At 70.5% G+C, this 18,196-nt stretch carries 18 protein-coding genes; 10 read left to right on the forward strand and 8 right to left on the reverse strand.

What is annotated here, in order from left to right; translation table 11 throughout:
- The first annotated feature begins 24 nt into the window (after positions 1 to 24).
- The 7 genes from AC0KS4_RS26690 (at position 25) to egtE (ending at position 6,912) form a co-directional block, all read left to right on the forward strand.
- On the forward strand, positions 25 to 534 hold the full coding sequence (locus AC0KS4_RS26690) for a hypothetical protein (protein ID WP_238955607.1): 510 nt from the start codon (positions 25 to 27) through the stop codon (positions 532 to 534).
- An 86-nt stretch (positions 535 to 620) separates the two neighbouring features.
- Positions 621 to 1,268 carry a sensor domain-containing protein gene (locus AC0KS4_RS26695; protein WP_225326314.1) on the forward strand — a complete coding sequence of 216 codons (648 nt, stop codon included), beginning with the start codon at positions 621 to 623 and terminating at the stop codon, positions 1,266 to 1,268.
- Between the two features lie 179 nt (positions 1,269 to 1,447).
- A complete protein-coding gene (egtA, locus tag AC0KS4_RS26700; RefSeq protein WP_238955608.1) occupies positions 1,448 to 2,749 on the forward strand; it encodes an ergothioneine biosynthesis glutamate--cysteine ligase EgtA in 1,302 nt (433 codons plus the stop codon).
- Positions 2,750 to 2,751: 2 nt separating this feature from the next.
- Positions 2,752 to 4,062, forward strand: coding sequence for an ergothioneine biosynthesis protein EgtB (egtB, locus tag AC0KS4_RS26705; RefSeq protein WP_238957259.1), 1,311 nt, complete (start codon positions 2,752 to 2,754; stop codon positions 4,060 to 4,062).
- A complete protein-coding gene (gene egtC / locus AC0KS4_RS26710) occupies positions 4,062 to 4,784 on the forward strand; it encodes an ergothioneine biosynthesis protein EgtC (protein WP_225326124.1) in 723 nt (240 codons plus the stop codon). Before egtB ends, egtC begins: the two co-directional genes overlap by 1 nt.
- On the forward strand, positions 4,784 to 5,749 hold the full coding sequence (egtD, locus tag AC0KS4_RS26715; protein WP_225326125.1) for an L-histidine N(alpha)-methyltransferase: 966 nt from the start codon (positions 4,784 to 4,786) through the stop codon (positions 5,747 to 5,749). Before egtC ends, egtD begins: the two co-directional genes overlap by 1 nt.
- A complete protein-coding gene (egtE, locus tag AC0KS4_RS26720) occupies positions 5,698 to 6,912 on the forward strand; it encodes an ergothioneine biosynthesis PLP-dependent enzyme EgtE (protein ID WP_238955609.1) in 1,215 nt (404 codons plus the stop codon). Before egtD ends, egtE begins: the two co-directional genes overlap by 52 nt.
- On the opposite strand, the gene AC0KS4_RS26725 is transcribed toward egtE, so the two are convergent.
- Together AC0KS4_RS26725 and AC0KS4_RS26730 are read right to left on the reverse strand one after the other, a co-directional pair.
- Positions 6,909 to 7,589: a class I SAM-dependent methyltransferase gene (locus tag AC0KS4_RS26725; RefSeq protein ID WP_238955610.1), complete on the reverse strand. Its 681-nt coding sequence runs from the start codon at positions 7,587 to 7,589 to the stop codon at positions 6,909 to 6,911. The genes egtE and AC0KS4_RS26725 overlap by 4 nt on opposite strands.
- A 9-nt stretch (positions 7,590 to 7,598) precedes the next feature.
- Positions 7,599 to 9,071: a glutamate-cysteine ligase family protein gene (locus tag AC0KS4_RS26730; protein WP_238955611.1), complete on the reverse strand. Its 1,473-nt coding sequence runs from the start codon at positions 9,069 to 9,071 to the stop codon at positions 7,599 to 7,601.
- 135 nt (positions 9,072 to 9,206) lie between these two features.
- Here AC0KS4_RS26730 and glpK point away from each other — a divergent pair, with 135 nt between their 5' ends.
- Complete coding sequence (gene glpK / locus AC0KS4_RS26735; RefSeq protein WP_225326129.1) at positions 9,207 to 10,733, forward strand: glycerol kinase GlpK; 1,527 nt, start codon at positions 9,207 to 9,209, stop codon at positions 10,731 to 10,733.
- A 31-nt stretch (positions 10,734 to 10,764) separates the two neighbouring features.
- On the opposite strand, the gene AC0KS4_RS26740 is transcribed toward glpK, so the two are convergent.
- The gene (locus AC0KS4_RS26740) at positions 10,765 to 11,484 is read right to left on the reverse strand and encodes a PadR family transcriptional regulator (RefSeq protein WP_238955612.1); all 720 of its coding nucleotides are present in this window, start codon (positions 11,482 to 11,484) and stop codon (positions 10,765 to 10,767) included.
- Positions 11,485 to 11,685: 201 nt separating this feature from the next.
- Here AC0KS4_RS26740 and AC0KS4_RS26745 point away from each other — a divergent pair, with 201 nt between their 5' ends.
- Complete coding sequence (locus AC0KS4_RS26745; protein WP_225326131.1) at positions 11,686 to 12,075, forward strand: hypothetical protein; 390 nt, start codon at positions 11,686 to 11,688, stop codon at positions 12,073 to 12,075.
- Between the two features lie 6 nt (positions 12,076 to 12,081).
- Here AC0KS4_RS26745 and AC0KS4_RS26750 read toward each other — a convergent pair whose 3' ends face one another.
- Positions 12,082 to 12,939, reverse strand: a complete 858-nt coding sequence (locus AC0KS4_RS26750; RefSeq protein ID WP_225326132.1) for an RDD family protein — start codon at positions 12,937 to 12,939, stop codon at positions 12,082 to 12,084.
- A 92-nt stretch (positions 12,940 to 13,031) separates the two neighbouring features.
- Between AC0KS4_RS26750 and AC0KS4_RS26755 the strand changes: the two genes are divergently transcribed.
- Positions 13,032 to 14,024 (forward strand): stage II sporulation protein M, encoded by a 993-nt coding sequence (locus tag AC0KS4_RS26755; protein WP_225326133.1) that lies wholly within the window; start codon positions 13,032 to 13,034, stop codon positions 14,022 to 14,024.
- A 74-nt stretch (positions 14,025 to 14,098) separates the two neighbouring features.
- Here the strand turns inward: AC0KS4_RS26755 and AC0KS4_RS26760 are convergent, their stop codons facing one another.
- Genes AC0KS4_RS26760 through AC0KS4_RS26775 form a run of 4 tightly spaced genes read right to left on the reverse strand, consistent with a single transcriptional unit; the run spans position 14,099 to position 18,187 of the window.
- The gene (locus tag AC0KS4_RS26760) at positions 14,099 to 15,421 is read right to left on the reverse strand and encodes a DUF58 domain-containing protein (RefSeq protein ID WP_225326134.1); all 1,323 of its coding nucleotides are present in this window, start codon (positions 15,419 to 15,421) and stop codon (positions 14,099 to 14,101) included.
- Positions 15,421 to 16,398 carry an AAA family ATPase gene (locus AC0KS4_RS26765; RefSeq protein WP_225326135.1) on the reverse strand — a complete coding sequence of 326 codons (978 nt, stop codon included), beginning with the start codon at positions 16,396 to 16,398 and terminating at the stop codon, positions 15,421 to 15,423. The genes AC0KS4_RS26760 and AC0KS4_RS26765 overlap by 1 nt, the downstream gene beginning before the upstream one ends.
- On the reverse strand, positions 16,395 to 17,534 hold the full coding sequence (locus AC0KS4_RS26770) for a DUF4350 domain-containing protein (RefSeq protein ID WP_225326136.1): 1,140 nt from the start codon (positions 17,532 to 17,534) through the stop codon (positions 16,395 to 16,397). The genes AC0KS4_RS26765 and AC0KS4_RS26770 overlap by 4 nt, the downstream gene beginning before the upstream one ends.
- Positions 17,534 to 18,187, reverse strand: a complete 654-nt coding sequence (locus AC0KS4_RS26775; RefSeq protein WP_225326137.1) for a DUF4129 domain-containing protein — start codon at positions 18,185 to 18,187, stop codon at positions 17,534 to 17,536. The genes AC0KS4_RS26770 and AC0KS4_RS26775 overlap by 1 nt, the downstream gene beginning before the upstream one ends.
- Positions 18,188 to 18,196 lie beyond the last annotated feature (9 nt).

Below are 18,196 nucleotides of genomic sequence, written 5' to 3' on the forward strand. Positions count from 1 at the left end.
GCGGGCGGGGCAATATGGCATGGCATGAGTGAGACACCCGAACCCCAAGCCGAGCCGACCCCTGCCGCCGCGACCACTCCGCCTCCGCCGCCACCCCCGCAGCGGGTGAAGCCGCCGCGGCTCTACACGGCGGCGGCCTGGGTGGTGATCGTCGCGGGCATCGTGTTCATCATCTCGTCGGCGTTCTTCGTCGGCGCCTTCATCTGGAAGCACAACTACCACTGCCACCATCACCACGGCATGTTCCACCCGGGCGGCCCCGGACCGGGCAACGGGCCGTGGGGGCCCGGGCCGGGCAACGGGCCGTGGGGACCCAACCCCGGCGGTCCCGGCGCGTGGTACGGCGGCCCCGGTGGTCCCGGACCCGACAATGGGCCATGGGGACCCAACCCCGGCGGACCCGGTTTGATCGTGCCGATGCCCCCCGGCGGTCCGGGCGGGCCCGGCGGTCCGGTCTCCGGCCCCGGGATCAGCGGCCCCGGTCAGCCGACGGCTGTCAGCCCGGCTCCCGGCACGCCCGCGCCGCGCCCCTGACGCGGCCGGGAACGCTTGGCGCACAAGGCCGGTGCTGACGGGGGCTGACCGAACGTCCGGACGCCTGGCATGATCGCTGCATGACCATGCGGGTGTACTGGGCCGTACTCGCCGTCGGCTTCGCTTTGGCGGGTACGGTCGGGCCTCCGATCGCGGCGGCGCATCCGTCGGAGCCGGGCGTGGTGAATTACGCCGTCCTCGGCAAGGGGTCGGTCGGCAACATCGTCGGCGGACCCATGGGCTGGGAGTCGGTGTTCACCCAGCCGGGACAGGGCACCTGGGTGGACCTGCCGGAGTGCAACAACTGGGCGGACATCGGGCTGTCCGAGGTGTACGACGACCCCGACCTGGCGTCCTTCAACGGAGCCGTCACGCAGACGTCGGCGAGCGACCAAACGCATCTGGTCAAGCAGGCGGTCGGGGTGTTCGCCACCCCCGACGCCGCGGCCCGGGCATTCCATCGGGTGGTGGATCGAACGGTCGGCTGTTCGGGTCAGACGACCGCGATACACCTGGACAACGGCAGCACGCAGGTGTGGTCCTTCGACGGGGGGCCGGCCGGGCCCGCCGACGAGAACTGGACCAAGCAGGAGGCGGGCACCGATCGGCGTTGCTTCGATCAAACCAGGCTGCGCGAAAACGTGTTGCTGCAGGCGAAAGTGTGTCAGTCGGGCAACGCCGGGCCCGCCGTGAACGTGCTAGCTGGGGCGATGCAGAACGCGCTGGGTCAGTAGTCGAGCGATTGGGTATCCGTCCCTGCCGTCCGGCCATTGGCGCGGGAAGGGAATATGTCGGGGGCGTCTGATAGATGAAGCACTAGACGAAGTAGTGCCGGATATCGTTCGATTAGCTGCGCAGGGAAGCGGTCCGCAGGTGCGTGTTCAGCCTTGGTCGGGCCCGAAGGGATCGTGATATGACGTTCGCCCCAATCACTGCGGCGGCTCCGCGGTCGACCGGCGCCGACCCTGCCGCGGAGCTGAAAATCGCCGAACTCACCGACGCCACGGCCGTCGCGCAGTACATCGCCGACGGCTGCCTGGTGGACGCCCCGCTGGGACGGGTGGGTCTGGAGCTCGAGGCCCATTGCCACGACCCGGCCGCCCCGCACCGCAGGCCCGGCTGGGACGAAATCGCCGCGGTGCTCGACGGGCTCCCCGCGCTCCCGGGCGGCAGCAGGGTCACCGTGGAGCCCGGTGGCGCGGTCGAACTTTCCGGCCCGCCGGCCGACGGCGTCCTCCCCGCGATCGATGCGATGCAACGCGACCAGGCCGTGCTGCAGCCGGCGTTCGCCGAGGCCGGCCTGGGCCTGGTCTTCCTCGGCGCCGACCCGCTGCGACCGCCCCGGCGCATCAACCCCGGCGCCCGGTACCGCGCCATGGAACGGTTCTTCGCCACCAGCCGCTCCGGTGAAGCGGGCGCGGCGATGATGACGTCCACCGCGTCGATTCAGGTCAACGTGGACGCCGGGCCGCGCGAGGGCTGGGCGGCGCGGGTTCGGCTGGCGCACGCCTTGGGGCCCACCATGATTGCGATCACGGCCAACTCACCGATGCTGGGCGGCGACTTCACCGGCTGGGTCTCCAGCCGGCAGCGGGTGTGGGGACAGATGGATTCGGCGCGCTGCGGCCCCATCCTGGGGGCCAGCGGCGACGACCCGGGCACCGACTGGGGGCGCTACGCGCTCAAGGCTCCCGTGATGCTGGTGCACACGCCGGACGCTGAGGCGGTCACGCATTGGGTGCCCTTCGCCGACTGGGTCGACGGCCGGGTGTTGCTCGGTGATCGCCGCCCCAGCGTCGCCGACCTGGAGTACCACCTGACGACCTTGTTCCCGCCGGTCCGCCCCCGCCGGTGGCTGGAGATCCGCTACCTGGACAGCGTCCCGGACGCGTTGTGGCCCGCGGTGGCGTTCACCCTGGCGGCGCTGCTCGACGACCCGGCCGCCGCCGACGCCGCGGCCGAGGCCGTCGAACCGGTGGCCACCGCCTGGGACGTCGCGGCGCGGCTCGGGCTGCGCGACCGGCGGCTCTTCGCGGCCGCGAACGCGTGCGTGACCATCGCCGCCGAAAGGGCACCGGCCGAACTCGGCGACGCGATGCAGCGGCTGGTGAGCCTCGTCGAACAGGGCCGGTGTCCCGGCGACGACTTCGCCGACCGGGTGATCAAACATGGCGTCGCCGCCGAGGTGTCGCGGGCGGCGCGAGGGGGACGGTGACGGTGACGTCACGCCAGGCGCTTGCCGACCAGTTGGCGCGAACCCGGACCCGGACCTTGCGGCTGGTCGACTTCGACGACGCCGAGGTGTGCCGTCAGTACGACCCGCTGATGAGCCCGCTGGTGTGGGATCTGGCGCACATCGGGCAGCAAGAAGAGCTGTGGCTGTTGCGGGGCGGTGATCCGGCCCGGCCGTCGATGCTGCCGCCGGCCGTCGAGGGACTCTACGACGCTTTCGTGCACTCCCGCGCCAGCCGGGTCGACCTTCCGCTGCTGCCACCGGACCAGGCGCGCGCGTACTGCCGGACGGTGCGGTCCGCCGTGCTCGACGCCCTGGACGCGCTGCCCGACGACCCCGCGGGCGACGAGGCGGCCTTCGCGTACGCGATGGTGGTCAGCCACGAAAACCAGCACGACGAAACCATGCTGCAGGCATTGAATTTGCGCCGCGGCGCCCCGCTGCTGCGCGAGACGCCGCTGCTGCCGCCCGCCCGTCCGGGCCTGGCCGGCACCTCGGTGCTGGTGCCCGGCGGCGAGTTCGTGCTCGGTGTGGACCCGGCCACCGAGCCCTTCGCGCTGGACAACGAGCGCCCCGGCCACGTCGTCGACCTGCCCGCGTTCCGGATCGGCCGGGTTCCGGTCACCAACGGCGAATGGCGGCACTTCGTCGACGACGGCGGCTACGACCAGCCGCGGTGGTGGTCGGAGCGTGGCTGGCGGCATCGCCAGGCCGCCGGCCTGACCGCGCCGCAGTTCTGGAATCCCGACGCCGCCACCCGCACCCGGTTCGGCCGCGTCGAAGACATCCCCGCCGACGAACCCGTCCAGCACGTCAGCTATTTCGAGGCCGAGGCGTACGCGGCCTGGGCCGGGGCGCGGCTGCCCACCGAGATGGAATGGGAGAAGGCCTGCGCGTGGGACCCGTCCGCCGGCACGCGGCGCCGCTACCCGTGGGGCGCCCAGGAGCCGGGCGAGGCGCTGGCCAACCTCGGCGGCGCCGCGTTGCGGCCCGCACCCGTCGGGGCCTACCCCGCCGGCGCCTCGGCGTACGGGGCCGAGCAGATGCTCGGCGACGTGTGGGAGTGGACGAGCAGCCCCCTGCGGCCCTGGCCCGGGTTCGTCCCGATGCTCTACGAGCGCTATTCACAGCCGTTCTTCGACGGCGATTACCGGGTGCTGCGCGGCGGGTCGTGGGCCGTGGAGCCAGGCATCCTGCGGCCGAGTTTCCGCAATTGGGACCACCCGTACCGCCGCCAGATCTTCTCCGGCGTCCGGTTGGCCTGGGACGTTTCCGACAACGGGGACATCGCCTGATGTGCCGGCATCTCGGGTGGCTCGGGGCCGACGTCACGGTCTCCTCGCTTGTGCTCGACCCGCCGTTCGGGCTGCGGGTGCAGGCCTACGCGCCGCGCCGCCAAAAGCATTGCCTGCTGAACGCCGACGGTTGGGGCGTCGGGTTTTTCGATGTTCCTTCGGACGGCCCCTCGAATGGCGCCGCGCCACGGCGCTGGCGTAGCCCGCTGCCGCTGTGGGGCGACGTGTCGTTCGAGTCCGTCGCGCCGGCGCTGCGCAGCCACTGCGTGGTGGCCGCGGTGCGCTCGGCGACCGTCGGCATGCCCATCGAAGTCAGTGCGACGGCACCGTTCACCGACGGGCAGTGGTTGTTGTCGCACAACGGAATTGTCGACCGGGCCGTGTTGCCGGCGACGTCGCGGGCCGAATCGGTCTGCGACAGCGCGATACTGGCGGCCGTCATCTTCGAGCGGGGCCTCGACGCGCTGGGCGAGACCATCGCCGAGATAGCGGCCGCCGATCCCAGCGCCCGGCTGAACGTGTTGGCCGCCAACGGCTCTCGCATGCTGGCGACGGCCTGGGGGGACACGCTGTCCATCCTGCGCCGCCCGGACGGTGTGGTCCTGGCCAGCGAACCCTATGACAACGACTCCGACTGGGAGGACGTGCCGGACCGCCACCTCGTCGAAGTCACCGCCGGCGGCGTCACGCTGACGCCGCTGGATCATCCGAAAGGGTCTTGATGACGCTGTCGCTGTCGAACCACCTCGCCGCCGACTCGGCCTACCATGCGTTGCGCCGGGACGTGTTCGACGGCCTGCAGCAGACGCCGAAGTCGTTGCCGCCCAAGTGGTTCTACGATGCCGTGGGCAGCGACCTGTTCGACCAGATCACCCGGTTGCCCGAGTACTACCCGACCCGCGCCGAGGCCGAGATCCTGCGCGCGCGGGCGGCCGAAATCGCCTCGGCCAGCGAGGCCGACACCCTGGTGGAATTGGGCAGCGGGACCTCGGAGAAGACGCGGGTGCTGCTCGACGCCCTGCGCGCACGCGGTTCGCTGCGCCGGTTCGTCCCGTTCGACGTCGACGCCAGCATCCTGTCGACGGCCGCCGCGGCCATTCAGCGGGAATACGAAGGGGTCGAAATCAAGGCCGTCTGCGGTGATTTCGAAGAACACCTGACCGAGATCCCGGTGGGCGGGCGACGGCTGTTCGTATTCCTGGGGTCGACGATCGGTAACCTCACGCCCGGGCCGCGCGCGGACTTCCTCACCGCGCTGTCCGCCCAAATGCGGCCCGGCGACAGCCTGCTGCTGGGCACCGACCTGGTCAAGGACACCGAGCGCCTGGTGCGCGCCTACGACGATGCCGCCGGGGTGACGGCGCTGTTCAACCGCAACGTGCTTGCGGTGGTAAACCGGGAACTGGACGCGGATTTCGACGTCGACGCCTTCCGGCACGTGGCCCGGTGGAACCCGTCCGAGGAACGCATCGAGATGTGGTTGCGGGCCGACCGCCGCCAGCGGGTGCGTGTCGGCGCGCTCGAGCTGATCGTGGATTTCGAGGCCGGCGAGGAGATGCTCACCGAGGTGTCGTGCAAGTTCCGCCCGGAAAAGGTGAGTGCCGAATTGGCCGCCGTGGGATTGCGCCGCACGCGATGGTGGACCGATGGCGCGGGCGACTTCGGGTTGTCGTTGGCCGTGAAGTGACGGTCGGCGAAACGCTGGCCGACCAATGGCGGGCGGCGCGCCCCCGCTTCGCCGGCCTGCACCTGGACAACGCCGCGTGTTCACGGCAGAGCCTTGCGGTGATCGAGGCCGCGGCGCAGCACGCCCGCAACGAGTCCGAAGTCGGCGGGTATGTCGCGGCCGAGGCGGCCGCGCCGGTGCTCGACGCCGGACGTGTCGCGTTCGCCGCGCTGACCGGGATGACCGACGCCGAGGTGGTGTTCACCACCGGCTCGCTCAACGCCTTGGATCTGCTGTTGGGCGCCTGGCCGGCAGGAGGGGCGGACCGAAAAAGGCTAGCGTGCCTGCCCGGCGAATACGGTCCCAACCTGGCCGTGATGGCCGCCCACGGATTCGAGCGCCGGCTGCTGCCGACCCTGGACGACGGCCGTGTCGCGCTCGACGACGCGGCGCTGGCCCTCGACGCCGACCCGCCGGACCTGGTGCACCTGACCGCGGTCGCCAGCCATAGCGGTGTGGTGCAACCGGTTTCGATGGTCGCGCAGCTCTGCCGCGAGGTCGGGCTGCCACTGGTCGTCGATGCGGCTCAGGCGCTGGGGCAGGTGGACTGCGCGGCCGGCGCGGATGCGACGTATTCCTCGTCGCGCAAGTGGATCGCCGGGCCGCGTGGCGTGGGGATTCTCGCGGTGCGCCCGGAGCTGATGGAAAGCCTGCGCCCGAGGCTGGCGGCGCCGCAGTGGGCGCGCGCGTCGGGTTCGCCGACGGTCGCCGAGCAGCTGGAGTTCGGCGAAGCCAATGTTGCCGCGCGGGTGGGGTTTTCGCTGGCGCTGGGGGAGCACCTGGCGTACGGGCCGGCGACGGTCTGTGCACGCCTGGCCGAACTGGGCGGCCTGAGCCGCGCGGTGCTGGCCGATGTGGCCGGGTGGGCGGTGGTCGAGGAGGTCGAAGAACCCAGCGCCATCACGACTTTGGCGCCGACCGACGGCGTCGACCCGGAGGCGGTGCGGGGCTGGTTGCTCGCCGAACGACGGATCCTGACCACCTTCGTCGGCGTGCAGCGGGCGCCGCTGGAGCTGTCGGGGCCGCTGTTGCGGATCTCGCCGCACGTGGATACCACGGCCGAGGACCTGGAGACCTTCGCGGAGGCGCTCATCGCCGCGACGGCGGCGACCGCGACCGGCTAGCCGGCTTTGTGCGCCGTCAGCAAGTAGGCCGGCATCTTGATGCGGCCCTGCTCGTCGCGGTCGTGCGGCGGGAATTCGAAAGGCGCGTCGGGGATGTTGACGGCGTTCGACAGGATGAAGGAGGGGCGAATCTCGTCGACCTCCCAGTACTTGCTCACCGCGGCGCGCAGTTCGTCTTCGTCGACCTCGTTGGGCTTGGGTTCCATCTCGGCGGGGAAGGCGCCCTTGGCGAACACCAGCACGAAGTAGTTGGCGCCCGGGGCCGCGGCGCGGTGGACCGCGCGCAAGTAGCCGTCGCGGGCCTCGACGGGCAGCGAGTGAAACAGCGTGCTGTCGACCACGGTGGCGAACCGACCGTCATAGCCGCTCAGCGACGTGATGTCGGCCTGCACGAAGCTGGCCGTGGTCAGTCCGCGCTCTTGGGCGGACTTGGTGGCCGCGGCGACGGCGGTCGGGGTGAGGTCGACGCCGACGACGGTGTAACCCTGCGCGGCCAGGCTCAGCGACAGTTCGGCGACTCCGCAGCCGGCGTCCAGCACGTCACTGCGGAATTTGCCGGCCGCGGCCAGCGCCGCCAATTCGGGTTGTGGCTCACCGATATTCCACGGCGGCGGACCCTCGAAGTGGGCCTGCTCGCGGTAGGCACTGTCCCAGTCCATCACTTGATCAGACGACATGTTGTCAACCTACTCCCAGGTGTGCACCGGCTCGTTGGCGTGCATGTACTCGCAGTAGCGGCGCAGCATCTCGGCCAGGGCCGCGGGCCTGGTCATGCCGCCTTCCTGCAGGGCCCGCACGGTGGAAACCTGCCAGGTGGCGCCGTTGCGGCCCGCGCGGGCACGGCCCTCGATGACCCCCAGAAACCGGTCGCGCACCTCGGCGTCGACGCCCCAGCGCCGCAACCCCTCGTCGGCCATCGGCAGCAGTGTGTCGAGCACCAGGTCGCGTGCGGTCACCTCCCCGACCCCGGGCCAGCGCAGCCGGGCGTCGATGCCATCGCGCGCCGCCGCCAAGAAATTGGCCTCCGCCACGGCGAAATCCATGTCGGCCCACAACGGCCTGTCCGCTTCGGACAAGCTGCGCAGCATGCCGTAGAAGAAGGACGAATTCGCCAGCATGTCAACGACTGTCGGCCCGGCCGGCAACACCCGGTTCTCCAGTCGCAGATGTGGGCGCCCGTCGACCACGTCGTACACCGGACGGTTCCAGCGGTAGACGGTGCCGTTGTGCAGACGCAGTTCGGACAGGTGTGGGATGCGTCCGGCGGCCAGCTCGGCGACCGGATCCTCCTCGGACACCTCGGGTAACAGGGACGGGAAGTAGCGGATGTTCTCGCGATACAGGTCGACGACCGAGGTGATCCACTGTTCGCCGAACCACACTCGCGGGCGCACGCCTTGGGTTTTCAGCTCCTCCGGTCTGGTGTCGGTGGATTGGGTGAACAGCTCGATGCGGGTCTCTGCCCACAACCGGTGGGAGAAGAAGTAGGGCGAGTTGGCGCCCAGCGCCAGCTGCGGGCCGGCCACGACCTGCGCGGCGTTCCAGTTGGCGGCGAACATCTCCGGAGCCAGTTGCAGGTGCAATTGCATGCTGGTGCAAGCGGATTCGGGCGCTATCGTCGCGGTGTGCCAGTTCAACGGTTCGGGGCCGTCGATGTCGATGGGGAGGTCTTCGCCGCGGGCGGTGAAGATCGAGTCGTTGAGGGCGGCGTAGCGTGTCGACTCGCTCATCCAGTCGTGATCGAGGTGTTCGGGCATCAGCGTGGGCAGGATGCCGATCATGACGATGTGCGCACCGTCGGCGGCGCCGGCCTTGATCTCGGCCTCGTTCAGGCTGGCCCGCACCTCGGCCTCGAGATCCAGCCCGGTGTGCCCGGGCAGCGCGTGCGGGGGGACGTTGAATTCGATGTTGTAGGCGCCCAATTCGGTCTGGTACGCGGGATCGCCGATGGCGTCCAGAACGTGGCGATTGGACATGGCCGGCTGGTAGTCCGCGTCGACGAGGTTGCACTCGATCTCCATGCCGGTGAGCGGCTGTTCCGAATCGAAGCATGACTGGGCGAGCATCGTCTCGAACACGTTCAGGCACAGCTGAACCTTGCGCCGGTATTCGCGGCGGTGTGCGCTGTCGTACGTGGTGCGCTTGACCTCTTCGCCCACACCGCAGATGCAACAGGGTTACCGCCCGTAACGCAAGCTCTCCGGCGTCGCGGTTGCGGCCTCGCGCGCCGGGCGGGTAGTCCATGATGGACTTTTGCCGCAAAAGTGCCGGAGCTCACGGGTGGAGGAGGGCAGTTGGCCGAGTTCGCCGAATTCGTGGCCGCCATCGACCAGGGGACGACCAGCACTCGCTGCATGATCTTCGATCACGAGGGTGCCGAGGTGGCCCGCCACCAGCTCGAGCACGAACAGATCCTGCCCCGGGCCGGCTGGGTCGAGCACGACCCGGTCGAGATCTGGGAACGCACCTCCTCGGTGCTGACCTCGGTGCTCAACCGCGCCGACCTGGCTCCGAAAAACATTGCCGCGCTGGGTATCACGAACCAGCGTGAGACGACGCTGGTCTGGAACCGCAAGACCGGACGGCCCTATTACAACGCGATCGTGTGGCAGGACACCCGCACCGACCGAATCGCGTCGGCCGCCGAACACGACGGCCGGGGCGAGGTGATCCGCCGCAAGGCGGGACTTCCCCCGGCGACGTACTTCTCCGGGGCGAAGCTGCAATGGATCTTGGAGAACGTCGACGGAGTGCGCGATGCGGCCGAGCGCGGCGACGCGTTGTTCGGCACCCCCGACACCTGGGTGTTGTGGAATCTGACCGGGGGTCCGCGGGGCGGCGTGCACGTCACCGACGTGACCAACGCCAGCCGCACCATGCTGATGAACCTGGAGACGCTGGACTGGGACGACGAGCTGCTGTCGTTCTTCGCCATCCCCCGGGCGATGCTGCCGCGGATCGGGCCGTCGTCGTCGCGGCAGCCCTACGGGGTGACGACGGAAACCGGACCGGCCGGGGGCGAGATTGCGATCACCGGGATGCTCGGTGACCAGCACGCGGCGATGGTGGGGCAGGTGTGTCTGGCCGAGGGGGAAGCGAAAAACACCTATGGCACCGGCAATTTCCTGCTGCTCAACACCGGTGAGACGATCGTGCGGTCCGACAATGGGTTGCTCACCACCGTCTGCTACCAGTTCGGGGACGCCAAACCCGTTTACGCGCTTGAGGGTTCGATCGCGGTGACGGGAGCGGCCGTGCAGTGGCTGCGCGATCAGCTGGGCATCATCAGCGGGGCCGCGCAAAGCGAGGCGCTGGCCCGCCAGGTCGACGACAACGGAGGGGTCTATTTCGTCCCGGCGTTTTCCGGGCTGTTCGCGCCCTACTGGCGATCCGACGCCCGGGGCGCGATCGTCGGGCTGTCGCGGTTCAACACCAACGCGCATCTGGCGCGGGCCACCCTGGAGGCGATCTGCTACCAGAGCCGCGACGTGGTGGACGCGATGGCCGCGGATTCCGGTGTGCGCCTTGAGGTTTTGAAGGTCGACGGCGGTATCACCGGCAACGACCTGTGCATGCAGATACAGGCTGACGTGCTGGGCGTGGACGTGGTGCGTCCGGTGGTCGCCGAGACCACCGCGCTGGGCGCCGCGTACGCGGCCGGACTGGCCGTGGGGTTCTGGGCCGACCCGGCGGACCTGCGCGCCAACTGGCAGGAGGGCCGGCGTTGGTCACCGGCCTGGAACGACGAGCAGCGCGCCGAGGGGTATGCGGGCTGGCGCAAGGCCGTGCAGCGGACCCTGGATTGGGTCTCCCTCACCTGAGGTGACCTGATCCAGGGCCCGCCGACGCCGGTCAGTCTTCGCCGAGAATGCCGTAGATCTCGCGCCGCGCGTTGTTGAGGATGTCAACGATGCGCTGCTGCTGCTCGGCGGAAGCGGTGTGGGCGGACTGCCCGACCGCGCCGAACAACTGCCCGGCGGCCGCCCTCAGGTTCATGTGACCCGGGTCCGCCCCTTCGGTGATCTCGTCCCACGGCGGGGTCTCGATCTTCTCGGCCGCGCCGCGGCCCTGTTCGGTCAGCTCGAAAAGCTTCTTGCTGCCTGCGCTTTCGCTCGCGGCGATCAGGCCCTCGTCGTCGAGCAGCTGCAGGGTCGGGTAGACCGAGCCGGGGCTCGGCTTCCACAGTCCGTTGCTGCGTTCGGCGATCTGCTGGATCATCTCGTAGCCGTGCATCGGCCGCTCGGCCAGCAGCGTCAGGATGGCCGCTCGCACGTCGCCGCGCTTGCCGCGGCCCGGGCCGCCACGGCGCCAGCCGCCGCGTCGACCGCCGGGCCCGAAGCCGAATCCGGGACCGAAGCCCGGACCGAATCCGGGACCCAACCCGAACGGGGCCTCGAAGCCACCGGGGTGGCCGCCGCCGGCGTGGTCGCGGAGATGTTCGCGAAGGTCCCGGCGCGCCTGGCGCCGCGCCTCGTGCAGGGCGCGGCGGTCGACGGGGCCGGAGCCAAAGCCGAATCCGAAACCGGGCCGGGCGCCGAATGGTCCCTCGGGGGGAGTGAATGGGTTGCTCATTGTCTGTCCTTACGTTCGTGGGTTGTGCACCAGTTTGGTGCGCTACGGAATATCACGATATATCGGAACCTAACGCGATGCAACGGGATATGTTGAAAAATATCGCTTGCCGCCGCTGACCTGCGGAAATATGCGCCCAAAACCGGGGCTCGGTCTGGAGGGCCGGTTTGCAGAGGGCGGACGGCGGGTAGGAACTGTGGGATGGACGCTGACAACGACGTGACGGTCGGTCGCGGGGTCGCCGGTGCGGCCCCGTTCGGGGACCCCGGTGGTGCCCCGCGCCGGAACGCGTGGCCATGGGTCAACTGGGGGTTGGCGCTGGCCACGGTGCCCGCCGCCGCGATCGTGATGCTTTTCGCGCTGGGTGGCGTGATGAGCACCGCCGGCTGCAGCGGCCGCAGTTGCCCCAGCATGGGCCACGGCGGCATCGATTTCGGCGTCGCGTTCTACGGCGCGCCCGCGGTCGCGGTCGTCGTCATCGTCATCTCGGTTTTCACCGCCAAACACCGCGGCGGCATCGCCGTCCCGCTGTTCGGGTGGGCGCTGCTGATCGCCGACGTCGCACTGATGGCGGTGAGCGTCGCCGGCTAGCGCGCGTCAGTGCGGCGGTGCGAAACCATCCGGTGCACCGCCGTGGCCCGGCCCCGGGCCGGGCGGCCACGGCGGCGGGTACTGCTGCACCGCCCCCGGTGGCATGGTCGGCCAACCCGGGGCGGGCGGGCGCAGCCGGGCCAGTTCGCGGCGGTGCCGCTCGGCGAGGACGGCGGCAAGCACCAGTTCCGGCGGGGCTCCCGGTGGCGGTGGCGGCGCAATGCGGGCCACGACGTCACCGGCGATGCGGTACGCCATCTGCGTGCGTAGCTGGCGGTCGAGTTGCGGTGCCCGGGAAAGGAATTGGCGCGCGACCTCGGCCTGACCGACGGATAGCCCCGACAGCTGCAGCGACGCAGCCCACCAGGCCAGGGCCGGGGGCATCGTCGGCGGAGGTCCCAGCCGGGGTCCGCGTTCGTTGACCACCACCGTGCCGGCGAAGATATCGCCGATCCGTTTGGCCTTGGGCGACAAGATGCTGCAGATGACGGCGGGGCTCCCGAAGAGCATCCAGATTTCCACCAGCGAGGCCAGGGCGCGAAACAGCGCCTGGCGGAAGCGTTCTGGGCCGCCGTCGTCGGACACGACGCGCAGGCCCAAGGCGATCTTGCCCACCGAGCGTCCCCGCGTCGCGGTCTCGAGGATCAACGGGTAGCCGACAATTACCAGCACCGTAAATATAAGCAGGATGGCGTTACTCAGCGCGGTGTCGAACTGGGTCAGGGTGGCGGCCCACAGCATCAGCCCGAGCAGATAGCCGATCACCATGACGGCGATATCGATCAGCGCGCTCAATGCCCGCACCGGCAGCTGGGCGATCTGCACATCCAGCACCACGGCGTCCCCGGTCACCACCTCCGACATAACTTCGAACGGTACAGGCCGGGCGGGTGCGGCCGGCCACACTTGGTTGTGCCCGCGGGGGCATGGCCGCCGGGGCGATTAGGCTGCCCAGGGTGGACGTCGACGCATTCGTGCTGGCCCATCGCGGTACGTGGGACCGCCTCGACCGACTGATCGGGCGGCGCCGGTCGCTGAGCGGCGCGGAAATCGACGAGCTCGTCGAGCTGTATCAGCGGGTGTCCACCCACCTGTCGATGCTGCGCTCGGCGTCGTCGGATTCGATGCTGGTCGGCCGGCTCTCGAGCCTGGTCGCGCGGGCCCGTTCCGCGGTGACCGGCGCCCACGCGCCGCTGAGCAGTACGTTCGCCCGGTTCTGGACGGTGTCGTTCCCGGTCGTCGCGTACCGCACCTGGCGGTGGTGGCTGGCCACGGCGGCGGTGTTCTTCGCGGTGGTCGTGCTCGTCGCGCTGTGGGTCGCCGGCAGTCCCGAGGTGCAGTCAGCGCTCGGAACACCCAGCGACATCGAGCAATTGGTCAATCACGACGTCGAGTCGTACTACAGCGAACATCCCGCCGCCGCGTTCGCGCTGCAAATCTGGGTGAACAATTCCTGGGTTTCCGCCCAATGCATCGCGCTTTCCGTGGTGCTGGGGCTGCCCATTCCCTTCGTGCTGTTTGAAAATGCCGCCAATCTGGGCGTGATCGCCGGCCTGATGTTCCCGGCCGGCAAGGGCGACGTCCTGCTGGGATTGCTTGCCCCCCACGGGTTGTTGGAGCTGACGGCGGTCTTCCTCTCGGGGGCGGCGGGGATGCGATTGGGATGGTCGGTGATCTCGCCCGGAGACCGGCCCCGAGGGCAGGTCCTGGCCGAACAGGGTCGTGCCATCGTCTCGGTGGCCGTGGGCCTGGTGGCCGTGCTCTTGGTTTCCGGGTTGATCGAAGCGCTGGTGACGCCGTCGCCGTTGCCGACCGTCGTACGGGTCGGCATCGGCATCGTCGCCGAGGCGGCGTTCGTGTGCTACATCGTCTATTTCGGCCGCCGCGGGGTCAAAGCCGGGGAAAGCGGCGACATCGAGGACGCGCCGGACGTGGTCCCCACCGGCTGAGTTTCGCGAGACTGCAACTACCGACGGCCTTACTCGGGAAATGCGTCGGTGGTTACAGCTTCGCGGCGCCAAAGCTACAGGCGCCCGGTCGCTTTCATCGCCAGGTAGTGGTCGGCGAGGGCGGGTGCCAGCTCGGCGGGTGGGGCGTCGACGACCTCCACGCCGGTGCGGCGCAGCCGCGTGGCCATGGCGCCGCGGTCGTTGCGGGAGCGCTCGGCCGCGGCGGCGTCGTACACCGCCGCGGCATCGGAGCGGCCGGCGGCCATCTGGTCGACCCGCGGGTCGGAGACCGCGGCCAGCAGCAGGTGATGCTTGGCCGACAGCTGCGGCAGCACGGGCAGCAGGCCCTCGTCGAGGGCGGCCGGATTGAGGTCCGTCAGCAGCACCACCAGTGAGCGCCGACGGGCCCGCAGTGCGATGGCGGAAGCCATTGCCCGCCAATCGGATTCGACGAGCGTCGGCTGCAGGGGGGCCATCGCGTCGACGAGCTGGGCAAGCAGTTCGGTGCGCGAGGCGCCGAAGACGCCGGCCCGGCGCACCCGGTCGTGGGCGAGGAAGTCGACGTTGTCCCCCGCCCGCGACGCGAGCGCGGCCAACAGCAGCGCGGCATCCATCGACCAATCCAGCCGCGGCCAGCCCGCGGGATCGGAGGCGGTCGGGTCGACGCCGACCCGGCCCGCCGCCGTGCGGCCCGTGTCGAGCACGATCACCACGCGCCGGTCGCGTTCGGGGCGCCACGTGCGCACCACCACGTCGGCGCGGCGCGCGGTGGCGCGCCAATCGATCGAGCGCACGTCGTCACCGACGACATACTCTCGCAGCGAATCGAATTCGGTTCCCTGCCCGCGCACCAGGGTGGGTAGCAGGCCGTCGATCTCGCGCAGCCTGGCGAGCCGCGACGGCAGATGCTTGCGCGACAGGAATGGCGGCAGCACCCGCAGCTGGCCGGGCACCGATTGCGAACCTTGCCGCCCCGCCAGGCCCAGCGGTCCGATCGATCGCGCGGTGATCACAGTGGCGCGCTGATCGCCGCGGCGCACCGGTTCGAGCAGGGTCTGGACGTGCTGATCACCCCCGGCGGGGATGTCCACCGGGTGGGTGCGCGGGTGCGCGCGGGCGCTGGGCGGCCAGGCGTCGCGGACCTGGCCGCGAAACCGCCGCCGGCCGTCGTTGTGGATCACCAGCTCACACTCCACCTGCTGCCCCAGCCGGGCGGAGCGATCCGGGGAGCGCACGTAGCGCAGGCCGCCGGTGCGGGCCGCCAAGGCGACGTCGACGGCCACGGCGGCGGCCAGCGCCACCAGCAGGGCCACGAAAGCCGTTGCCGGCCAAGGCGACACCGCGATGGGCAGGACGCAGATCAGCGCGACCAGCCCGGTGCGTCCGGTCAGGATCACTAGCGGGGCACCGGAACCGACGCCAGAATCCCGTCGAGCACGCCGTCGGGCGTGGCCCCCTCGAGCTCGGCCTCGGGTCGCAGCATCACCCGGTGCCGCAGCGTCGGGCGGGCCATGGCCTTCACGTCGTCGGGGGTGACGTAGTTGCGGCCCGACAGCCAGGACCAGGAGCGCGCGGTGGCCAACAGGGCGGTCGCCCCGCGGGGGGACACGCCCAGCTGCAGCGCGGGGGAGGAGCGGGTGGCCCCGACGATGTCGACGATGTAGCCCAGTACCTCGTCGGCGACCAGCACGTGTCGCACGGCGTCGCGGCCGGCGGCCAGGTCGGCCGGCCCGGCCACCGGCTTGATCGCCGACAGGTCGCGGGGGTCGAAGCCGTGGGCGTGCCGGTGCAGGATGGCGACTTCGGCGTCACGCGGGGGCAGCGCCACATTCAGTTTGAGGAGAAAGCGATCCAGCTGGGCCTCGGGCAGCTGATAGGTGCCCTCGTACTCGACCGGATTCTGGGTCGCGGCAACGATGAAGGGGTCCGGCAGCGGCTGCGGTTCGCCCTCGACGCTGACCTGGCGCTCCTCCATCGCCTCGAGCAGGGCGGCCTGCGTCTTGGGCGGGGTGCGGTTGATCTCGTCGGCCAGCAGCAGGTTGGTGAACACCGGGCCGGGCCGAAAGACGAACGCGGCGGTGCGCGCGTCGTAAACCAGGGACCCCGTCACGTCGCCGGGCATCAAATCGGGGGTGAACTGCACCCGCTTGAACTCCAGCTGCAGCGCCGCGGACAGGGCCCGGACCAGCAGCGTCTTCGCCACTCCCGGAACGCCTTCCAGCAGCACATGCCCGCGGCACAGCAGCGCGATCACCAGGCCGCTGACCACGCCCTCCTGCCCGACGACGGCCTTGGCGAGCTCGGCGCGCAACGCCAGCAGCGCCTCACGTGCCGATTCAGTGGTGGGGGACTCCGCGGTGGTGGGTTGTGTCACGGGTGTGCGACCTGCCTTTCGATTTCGTCGAGCGCACGGGCAAGTTGTAACAGGTCGTTGTCGGTCGTCGGAGGCGGACCGAACAGATGGTAGGAGACGTATCCCGGATCGGACCCGATGCGCTGGGCCACGGTGGACACCACCGCCGCCGGTGCGGCGCCGGCGCCCAGCCCGAGTCGCGGCAGCAGCCGCTGCAGCGTGGCCGTGCGCAGCGCCGCGGCGGCGCGATCGCGTGCCCGCCGGGACCGATACAGCCGGCCGCGCCCCTCGACGGTCTCCGAGGCGCGCACCACCACGGGCAGCTCCTCGGCCACCAGCGGGCCGGGCCGGCGGCCCTTCCACGCGGCGACCAGCAGCACCACCAGCGCCAGTTGCCACACGATCCAGATCACGCTGGGCGGAATCAGGTCGAAAAGCGATGCCTTGGCGGAGGATTCACCCTCGACGCGATGGGGCGCGTACCACACGAGGCGGGGCCGGTCCCCGGCGAGGTTCATCGCCAGCGCGGCGTTGCCCGCTTGCAACAGGCTGCCGTTGGTCATGAACTCGGTGCTGCCGACCGCGGTGACGACCCGCCCGCCATCCCGGAAGCGGATCAGCGCGCCGCCGTAGCAGCGGGTCATCGCCCGGCCGTCCTTGGCCTTGTAGGTGTTGGTCGGCCCGAACCGGACAGAACCGGACCGAACGGCCTCGCGCAGAGTGCAATTCGGGCCGCTGTCAAAGCCGCTGGCGCCCGATACATCCACGTCCGGCAGCAGCGCCTCGCGGGCCCGCGTCGTCGGCTCCACCAGCAGCAGATCCGAGGGGATCTTCGCCAGCCGGTCGGCCACGGTGTCGGTCAGGTATTGGCTCTGTGCCACCAGGATCAGCGCGTCCGGGCGCGCGGCGTGTTCGACGTCGGCGATGGTGTCGGCGACCACGACGTCGACGCCGGCGTTGCGCAGCAACTCCACCAGCGCGTGCGCGCCGTCCGGGCCGCTCGACGCCGGGTCCATCCGCGCGCCGGGGCGCGGCGCGCTCAGGTAGGCGTCGACCCCCGCGATGACGGCGAGCACCAGCAGGAGGACGACCACCCAGCGCCAGGACCGCCGGCGCCGGGGCGCGGTTCCGGGGCGGTCCTCGGTGATCGTCGCCATCACCGCACCTGGGCCCACGACTCGGGGACGGCGGGCCGGCCGGCCTCCGCCGGGACGCCCGACCAGCGCGACCGCAGGTGGTCGTCGAGGTCGGCGATCATCCGGTAGGCGGCCTGGGTGCCGGTCTGCTCGCCGTAGGTGACGTCGTTGAAAGCCGTTGCCGCTTCGGATAATTCGCCAGCCAGATGGGGCAACGCGGTGCCGGCGTCGCGAGCCAGCTCGTTGGCCGTGCGGCCGGGGGCCGCCGCCAGCACACCGGTCTCCTCGAGCTGGCGGGCGACGGCGCGCAGCCGGTGGCGTATCGCCGCCGCCCAATCGCCCTCGGCCGCGTAGCTTTCGGCCGTCGCGCGATGCTGGGCGGCCGTCAGCTGGGCGGCTTCGAACAGCAGATGGTCGCCGCCACGGCGGGCGCGCATGGTGCGCCGCGCGATGTGGACGGCAACCAGCACCGCGATGGCCAGCAGGATCAAAAGCACTGCCGCCGTGAACCATCCGCCCGGCACCGTGGAGGTCTTCTGCAGCATCCGGTAGATCAGGTCGTTGAGCCAGTGGAGGAATTGGTCGGCCGCCGACCCCTTGGAATAGATCGGCTTGTTGAGTTCGTCCTGCGCGGCACGGTGCGCGGCATCGCGGTCGATGTCGATGGAAGGCATGCTCAGCTA

This window comes from Mycobacterium sp. NTMscope_MAC_12, from assembly GCF_976985675.1.

What these genes read in the sequence shown, in the direction of transcription:
- AC0KS4_RS26695 (WP_225326314.1), top strand. Translation starts at nt 621, where the DNA reads ATGCGGGTGTACTGGGCCGTACTCGCCGTCGGCTTCGCTTTGGCGGGT.
- AC0KS4_RS26770 (WP_225326136.1), bottom strand. Translation starts at nt 17,534, where the DNA reads ATGGCGACGATCACCGAGGACCGCCCCGGAACCGCGCCCCGGCGCCGG.
- egtA (WP_238955608.1), top strand. Translation starts at nt 1,448, where the DNA reads ATGACGTTCGCCCCAATCACTGCGGCGGCTCCGCGGTCGACCGGCGCC.
- AC0KS4_RS26740 (WP_238955612.1), bottom strand. Translation starts at nt 11,484, where the DNA reads ATGAGCAACCCATTCACTCCCCCCGAGGGACCATTCGGCGCCCGGCCC.
- AC0KS4_RS26690 (WP_238955607.1), top strand. Translation starts at nt 25, where the DNA reads ATGAGTGAGACACCCGAACCCCAAGCCGAGCCGACCCCTGCCGCCGCG.
- egtC (WP_225326124.1), top strand. Translation starts at nt 4,062, where the DNA reads ATGTGCCGGCATCTCGGGTGGCTCGGGGCCGACGTCACGGTCTCCTCG.
- AC0KS4_RS26750 (WP_225326132.1), bottom strand. Translation starts at nt 12,939, where the DNA reads ATGTCGGAGGTGGTGACCGGGGACGCCGTGGTGCTGGATGTGCAGATC.
- AC0KS4_RS26745 (WP_225326131.1), top strand. Translation starts at nt 11,686, where the DNA reads ATGGACGCTGACAACGACGTGACGGTCGGTCGCGGGGTCGCCGGTGCG.
- egtD (WP_225326125.1), top strand. Translation starts at nt 4,784, where the DNA reads ATGACGCTGTCGCTGTCGAACCACCTCGCCGCCGACTCGGCCTACCAT.
- AC0KS4_RS26775 (WP_225326137.1), bottom strand. Translation starts at nt 18,187, where the DNA reads ATGCCTTCCATCGACATCGACCGCGATGCCGCGCACCGTGCCGCGCAG.
- AC0KS4_RS26725 (WP_238955610.1), bottom strand. Translation starts at nt 7,589, where the DNA reads ATGTCGTCTGATCAAGTGATGGACTGGGACAGTGCCTACCGCGAGCAG.
- egtE (WP_238955609.1), top strand. Translation starts at nt 5,698, where the DNA reads ATGGTGGACCGATGGCGCGGGCGACTTCGGGTTGTCGTTGGCCGTGAA.